The sequence below is a fragment of the Yoonia sp. genome, assembly GCF_017854415.1.
Lineage (GTDB): Bacteria > Pseudomonadota > Alphaproteobacteria > Rhodobacterales > Rhodobacteraceae > Yoonia.
The window spans coordinates 1-6,551 of record NZ_JAFMHR010000151.1; the positions used below are offsets into that span (position 1 = coordinate 1).

General features: G+C 55.4%; 8 protein-coding genes. 3 read left to right on the forward strand and 5 right to left on the reverse strand.

Annotated features, from left to right (window positions below; all coding sequences use genetic code 11):
• A partial coding sequence (locus tag QZ197_RS13920) for an S-(hydroxymethyl)glutathione dehydrogenase/class III alcohol dehydrogenase (protein ID WP_296432743.1) occupies positions 1 to 1,106 on the reverse strand: 1,106 nt, incomplete at its 3' end.
• Positions 1,107 to 1,205: 99 nt separating this feature from the next.
• Here QZ197_RS13920 and QZ197_RS13925 point away from each other — a divergent pair.
• Complete coding sequence (locus QZ197_RS13925; RefSeq protein ID WP_272146079.1) at positions 1,206 to 1,469, forward strand: I78 family peptidase inhibitor; 264 nt, start codon at positions 1,206 to 1,208, stop codon at positions 1,467 to 1,469.
• Positions 1,470 to 1,685: 216 nt separating this feature from the next.
• Positions 1,686 to 2,021: a DUF2794 domain-containing protein gene (locus QZ197_RS13930; protein ID WP_272146081.1), complete on the forward strand. Its 336-nt coding sequence runs from the start codon at positions 1,686 to 1,688 to the stop codon at positions 2,019 to 2,021.
• Here the strand turns inward: QZ197_RS13930 and QZ197_RS13935 are convergent.
• From QZ197_RS13935 to QZ197_RS13945, 3 genes are all read right to left on the reverse strand, one after another.
• Positions 2,018 to 2,833 (reverse strand): NlpC/P60 family protein, encoded by an 816-nt coding sequence (locus QZ197_RS13935; protein WP_272146083.1) that lies wholly within the window; start codon positions 2,831 to 2,833, stop codon positions 2,018 to 2,020. The genes QZ197_RS13930 and QZ197_RS13935 overlap by 4 nt on opposite strands.
• The gene (locus QZ197_RS13940; protein WP_296432744.1) at positions 2,830 to 4,209 is read right to left on the reverse strand and encodes a leucyl aminopeptidase family protein; all 1,380 of its coding nucleotides are present in this window, start codon (positions 4,207 to 4,209) and stop codon (positions 2,830 to 2,832) included. Before QZ197_RS13940 ends, QZ197_RS13935 begins: the two co-directional genes overlap by 4 nt.
• A gap of 79 nt (positions 4,210 to 4,288) precedes the next feature.
• Positions 4,289 to 4,705 carry a hypothetical protein gene (locus QZ197_RS13945; RefSeq protein WP_272146088.1) on the reverse strand — a complete coding sequence of 139 codons (417 nt, stop codon included), beginning with the start codon at positions 4,703 to 4,705 and terminating at the stop codon, positions 4,289 to 4,291.
• 113 nt (positions 4,706 to 4,818) lie between these two features.
• Here QZ197_RS13945 and QZ197_RS13950 point away from each other — a divergent pair, with 113 nt between their 5' ends.
• Entirely contained in the window at positions 4,819 to 5,466 is a 648-nt protein-coding gene (locus tag QZ197_RS13950; RefSeq protein WP_272146090.1) for a carbonic anhydrase, read from the forward strand.
• On the opposite strand, the gene zapE is transcribed toward QZ197_RS13950, so the two are convergent.
• Entirely contained in the window at positions 5,463 to 6,518 is a 1,056-nt protein-coding gene (zapE, locus tag QZ197_RS13955) for a cell division protein ZapE (protein ID WP_296432746.1), read from the reverse strand. The two genes, QZ197_RS13950 and zapE, sit on opposite strands and share 4 nt — an antisense overlap.
• Between the last annotated feature and the right edge of the window lie 33 nt (positions 6,519 to 6,551).

The following is a 6,551-nucleotide window of genomic DNA, read 5'->3' on the forward strand; positions in this document are numbered from 1 at the left end:
TCAACGACAGCCCTGATCGACTTGCCTTCATGCATCAGATCAAAGCCGTGATTGATGTCTTCGAGCTTTAGCTTGTGGGTGATCATCGGGTCGATCTCGATCTTGCCGTTCATGTACCAATCGACAATCTTGGGCACATCTGTGCGGCCAGATGCACCGCCAAACGCAGTGCCCCGCCATGAGCGGCCGGTGACCAATTGGAACGGACGGGTCGAGATTTCAGCGCCCGCAGGTGCCACGCCGATGATGATGCTTTCGCCCCAACCTTTGTGCGCAGCCTCGAGTGCGGTACGCATGACGTTCACGTTGCCTGTCGCGTCAAAGGTGTAGTCGGCGCCGCCACCGGTCAATTCAACAAGATAGGCGACCAAGTCACCTTCGATCTTGGAGGGGTTCACGAAATCGGTCATGCCAAACCGCGTCGCCATCTCAATCTTGCCTTCGTTCAGGTCCACACCCACGATCTGATCGGCACCAGCCAAACGCAAACCCTGGATCACGTTCAAGCCGATACCACCAAGACCAAAGACAATGGCGGTCGATCCAATCTCGACTTTTGCCGTGTTGATCACAGCGCCGATGCCTGTCGTGACACCGCAGCCGATATAGCAAATCTTATCAAACGGGGCGTCCTTGCGCACTTTGGCAAGTGCGATTTCGGGGACGACTGTGTGATTGGCGAAGGTGGAACAGCCCATATAGTGGTGGATCGGCGTGCCATCGAGCATCGAAAAGCGGGTCGATCCATCGGGCAAAAGGCCCGCACCTTGGGTCGATCTGATCTTTTGGCACAGGTTCGTTTTAGGATTCAGACAGTAATCGCACTCGCGACATTCAGGTGTATAAAGCGGGATAACATGGTCGCCAACTTCGAGACTGGTGACACCTTCACCGACTTCAATCACGACGCCTGCGCCCTCGTGGCCCAAAATAGCGGGGAAAATACCCTCGGGATCATCCCCCGAACGGGTGAACTCGTCGGTGTGGCACAAACCGGTTGCCTTTATTTCCACCAACACTTCACCGGCCTTGGGGCCTTCAAGGTTCACTTCCATTACAACAAGCGGTTTTCCCGCCTCGAGTGCTACTGCTGCACGTGTCCGCATGTCCGGTATCTCCTGTTTCTTTGACGCAACGATCAGGCAAAGTGACACAGATTTCAACCATCGACTTGCCTTCACTCTGAAAGCCGCGACAATAGCCGAATGAAAAATTTATGCGTTCTTATGATCCTTGCGGGGTGCAGCACCGCAGCGCCCTCTTTGCCGCCTTTGACCGAAGACACATGCCGCGCGGCCGATTACGCCCAATTGATCGGGCAACCCGCCACCGCGCTAGAGCGCGTCTTGCTGATGGGAAAAGTGCGTGTCATTCGGCCCGGGCAGCCGGTCACAAGGGATTTTTGGCCGGATCGCATCAACTTTATGATTGATGGCAGCGAAACCATTGCAGACATCAGTTGCGGCTAATTTTAACGGGGATTTGTGAGTGTCCCCGATGTTGCGAGCTGGGTGGGGGCTATTGATCACAACATCGGGGTAGCATTTCGCTATGTCTTAACTATTGCGATCACTTGTGTTCCCATTGGGATTACGCCGCGGCAGATAAGTGTTTATTTTGTGGCTTAAGCATGGCGTCAGCACATGAACCCTTGATTTTGTTGGGTTTTGACGCAATTCTGGGGAATGTCCAGTCAAACTCCTTTACAGCATTCTGCGCCCGAACAAGTGGCTTTTCACCGCACAGAGCTTAACCTGATTCTTGGTCTGTACGGACGGATGGTTGCCGCGAGCGAATGGCGTGACTACGGGCTGTCGCATTTGCGGGACGCGGCGGTGTTCTCGGTTTTTCGCCGAACGGCTGAAAACCCGCTTTACCGGATTGAAAAGCGGCCAAAACTCCGGATGAAACAAGGGCAGTACGCCGTAATCGGTATGGATGGTCAAGTTTTGAAACGCGGAAATGACCTGCGCCAAGTGCTGCGCGTCCTCGAACGCAAGCTGATCCGCGCAATCACCTAAAGCCGTTTGCGCGCCAAAACCGGGCCGCCGTCCTGCGCGGCAATACGCAAAATCGCGCGCGCAATCGGTTCATAGGCGGTGGCCATATGGTGCGCATTGGCATGGATTAACGTTTCTTCATCCACCATCATGCCGACGTGACCCTCCCAAAACACAAGGTCACCGCGTTGATACTCTCCGTCAAATGCAGTGCCTAAGGTATCGCGCTGCATGTCACTGTCCCCCGGGCAAGCAATATCGCAGGCCGCTAGTCCAGCCGTAATCAAACCAGAGCAATCAATGCCGCGGCTTGAATTTCCGCCCCATAGATAGGGGACGCCAAAGTGAAGCTGTGCAACCGTCGCAGGATCGCTAAAGGGGCGGTTCAACTCGCGCAGGTGGGATTTAGGAACAAAGCCGATATTGGTTTCAAAAAACTTGCGCCGCTCGTCAATCACGGTGATCCGTGCGCCAAACGGCAGGCTGTAGGTGTTCGCTGATTTAAAATCCTCTTGCTCATAGACATGGGTCGCTACCGTGCCCACGAAATGGGTAGGATTCAACGGATCGCCCAGATCAGCAGCCTTCACATACCCCACATAGCCATCAGCCGCTTGCACAAAGGCCCAGCCTGCGGTGTTTTCAAAAACAGTCACCAAAGCGCCTATCAAAAGCTGCCGATCGCGTGCGCCATTAGGCGCTGCGCACAGATCAGTGAGCTCTGCGCTAATGCGCATCGGCCAACCTTCGAGATAGCGGTCCGCATCCACCTGCCCGGCCAAGTACATCGCCGCGACCCGCCCGTTTGCCGGTGTCAGGCGGCGGTCGGTCACAGTTTCAACAACGTGGGCAGTGCTTCCAATATGGCACGCGCGCCCATGCCGACCCCACCTTTGGGGCGCGACGGGCTGGCAGTTGGCTGCCATCCGTAGATGTCGAAATGCATGTAGGGGCTTTCCACAAAGCGACGCAGGAACAATGCGGCAGTGATACTGCCCGCAAATCCGCCCTTGGGGGCGTTATCAAGATCGGCAATGCCCGGTTCAATCATCGCCTCGTAGGGGGTGTGAAACGGCATACGCCAGACGGGATCGGCCACTCTTTCGGCCGCGGAAGCAATAGCTGCGGCATGGCCATTATCGTCGGTATAAAACGGCGCAATATCGGGCCCTACTGCCACGCGCGCCGCACCCGTCAACGTCGCCATAGAGATCACCAAAGCCGGATCATCCTCGTCGGACAAAGTCAGCGCATCGGCCAGTACCAGCCGACCTTCCGCGTCGGTGTTATTAATCTCGACGGTCAAACCCTTGCGCGAAGTTAGAATATCCTGCGGACGAAATGCATTGCCGTTTATGCTGTTTTCAACGGCCGGAATCAGCACGCGCAGACGCAGTTTCAGTCCAAGCGCCATAATCATATGCGCCAGTCCCATAACAGTCGCGGCACCCCCCATGTCCTTTTTCATCAACCCCATCGAGCTGCCGGGCTTGATGTTCAAGCCACCCGTATCAAAACAAACGCCCTTTCCGACCAGCGTCAGCTGCGGACCCGCATCACCCCACCGCATATCAATAAGCCGTGGCGCACGGGTCGAAGCGCGCCCAACTGTGTGGATCATCGGGAAATTTGCCATGACCAAATCATCGCCGCTGATCACATTGATTGAAGCATCATGTTCGCTGGCCAAGGCGCGCATTGCTTCTTCAAGCTCGTCAGGGCCCATGTCAGACGCGGGCGTATCGATTAATTCACGCGTCAGCGCCTCGCCGTTGGCAATGATTGCGACGCGGTCGGCATCAATCCCGTCAGGTGCGACCAGTGCGGCGGTCGCAGCGGACGGGCCGGAATACCGGTCAAAGCTGTAACCAGCCAAAAGCCACGCCAAAGCGGCCTCTTCTAGATCAGCGCCATCCAAACCGCTTGCAATAATGTAGTCACCTTGCGGCAATTTTGCGGCCACCGCGCCCATGTGAAATCGGCCGCGCGCGCGCTTGTCCGCAGTTCCGTAGCCAACCAACACCGCAGATACGGTCCCATCGGCATTCGGCAATGACAAGGTCTGCCCTAACCCCGCTTGAAATCCCTGCGCTGCCGCCCAAGCCTGATGCGCTGGCGTCAAATTGGACAAAGCACTTTCCAACCCCTCACTCACGACCACGTTGATTGGAATTGCAGCGTCTGTTCTGTCAGCGAAAGCGAGGGGCATGAAATATCCTGAAGATGATTGCGATCACCCACAACCTAACGGGCCACCAACCAGCCGCAAGTCCCCGTTCGTGCTGCAGTCATAGATCACGGAAATTCCATATTTCGCTGATGGCCACGTCAAAACCACGTTCCAAACGGGCCATCGTAGCCTCTATTGCCACGCCATCCGCTTGCGTCAGACAGGTTCTGACATGATCAGCAGTGACCGCCACCTCGACCAGACCCAACTGCTTGGCAACAATCGCCACGCGCTTTGCTGGTTTGTCGATCTTGGAAAAGTCCCGCGCCGTCAATCCGCGCTGCATCATATCAAGCCGCAGCGCGATATCTTCGAGCATACGACACACGACCTCTTCTGCGACATGCATTTCCTTTTCATCAAAAAGCAGTTGCAACGGTGCCGGATCAAAAACCAATTGAAGCGGACAGTTCAAGACCACAACATCTGGCGATACACTGTGCGCGGCCTGCGGAAATGGGGTTATATTCTTCATATCCTCGCTTTTAGACACACAAGGTTTTCATAAGGTTGATGAAAGCTAGAAAAACCGCTCGAATTTCGCGAAAATGCCACGTATCCAGAGGCAACAGCGCGAAAGACACGATTATGGAACATGCCCGCCCCTTACCCGCCTATCTGGTCAACCGTTACCACGGTTGGAAAGCGACCGTTTATACCGAAAACCGTGGCTGGTACCGCAGGTTGGCCGAAGATGGTCAGCACCCGCGATCGATGGTCATTTCATGCTGCGATAGCCGCGTACACGTGACATCAATCTTTGGGGCCGATCAGGGCGAGTTCTTTATTCACCGCAATATCGCTAATCTGGTGCCGCCTTTTAATCCCGACGGGCATCACCACGGCACATCGGCAGCAGTGGAATACGCGATCACCGGTCTAAAGGTCGCGCACTTGATCGTGCTAGGCCATTCCGGCTGTGGCGGGGTTGAAGGGTGTTATAACATGTGTTCCGGAAATGCGCCGGAATTAGAAGAGGCCAGCAGCTTTGTCGGCCGTTGGATGGAAATCCTCCGCCCCGGCTTCGCCGCCCTGCCCGAGGGCGACGATACATCACGCAAACGCGCGCTTGAGAAATCATCTGTCGTGATCTCGCTGGAAAACCTGATGACGTTCCCCTTCGTCAAAGAGGCAGTGGAAAGCGAACGGCTTTCCTTACACGGGCTGTGGAATGACATCGGCGAAGGCAGCCTAGAAGCCTACGATCCCAAGGGCGCGACATTCAAGCCAATCTAGGTCAGCCAATCATCTGCCTGCATTTCGCGCAAGCGGCTGGCTGTGCGCTCAAATTCAAATGTACCTGTTCCTTCGATATAAAGCATCTCTGGCTTGGCCGCAGCACTGCAAATCAACTGCACCCTGGCCTCGTATAATGCATCGATCAGCGTCACAAAACGCTTTGCCTCGTTGAAATTGTGCCGCGACAATGCGGGGATGTCCTCTAGGATCAACACACGGACGGCATCGGCCAAAGCGAGATAATCGGCGGCACCCAACGGCTTCCCGCAAAGATCAAAGAACTTGGCGCGCGCGACGCCATTGTGAAAATCGGGCAAAGCAACCTGTCTGCCTTTGACATGTAAAACCAAAGTTTCGGACTTGCCGTGACTGATGTCCTGCCAGATCTGCGCAATCGCCGCTCGCGCAGTGGCGTCGTTTGGACTGAAGTAACTTTGCGTGCCAGCCAGCCGATCCTGACGATAGTCAGTGGCGCTTGCCAATTCATGCACGACCATTTTTTCTTTGATCAAAGCGATAAACGGCAGGAATAGTTGACGGTTCAGTCCATGCTTATAAAGGTCATCGGGCGGGCGGTTAGAGGTCGTGACAATAACGACGCCTGCGTCAAACAGTGCCTCGAACAAACGGCCGACCAGCATTGCATCGGTAATGTCGGAGATTTGCATTTCGTCAAAAGCCAAAAACCGCACATCCCCGGCCAGTTTCGCTGCTAATGGCGCAATCGCATCATCGACGCCGCGCTTTCGGGCCTCGGTCATTTCGGAATGAACCCATTGCATAAATGCATGAAAATGACTGCGCTGCTTGGGGGCCTCGACCTGATCGTAAAGCAAATCCATCAACATGGATTTACCGCGCCCCACACCACCCCACATATATAGACCCGGCGTAGGGGGCGGCGCTTTGCGGAAAAGTCCGCGTTTGGCGGGGGGTTGGGCAAGCGCTGCGCGGACGCGCTCTAGTTCAGGTAGCACGGCAAGCTGTGCTGCATCTTCATGCAACGCGCCCTTTGCCACAGCGGAAAAATAGGCCTCTTGGACAGTCATTAATTGCGTGCCATTTCCTGAAACCTAAGGGAA

What these genes read in the sequence shown, in the direction of transcription:
- QZ197_RS13925 (WP_272146079.1), top strand. Translation starts at nt 1,206, where the DNA reads ATGAAAAATTTATGCGTTCTTATGATCCTTGCGGGGTGCAGCACCGCA.
- QZ197_RS13930 (WP_272146081.1), top strand. Translation starts at nt 1,686, where the DNA reads ATGTCCAGTCAAACTCCTTTACAGCATTCTGCGCCCGAACAAGTGGCT.
- QZ197_RS13940 (WP_296432744.1), bottom strand. Translation starts at nt 4,209, where the DNA reads ATGCCCCTCGCTTTCGCTGACAGAACAGACGCTGCAATTCCAATCAAC.
- QZ197_RS13945 (WP_272146088.1), bottom strand. Translation starts at nt 4,705, where the DNA reads ATGAAGAATATAACCCCATTTCCGCAGGCCGCGCACAGTGTATCGCCA.
- QZ197_RS13950 (WP_272146090.1), top strand. Translation starts at nt 4,819, where the DNA reads ATGGAACATGCCCGCCCCTTACCCGCCTATCTGGTCAACCGTTACCAC.
- zapE (WP_296432746.1), bottom strand. Translation starts at nt 6,518, where the DNA reads ATGACTGTCCAAGAGGCCTATTTTTCCGCTGTGGCAAAGGGCGCGTTG.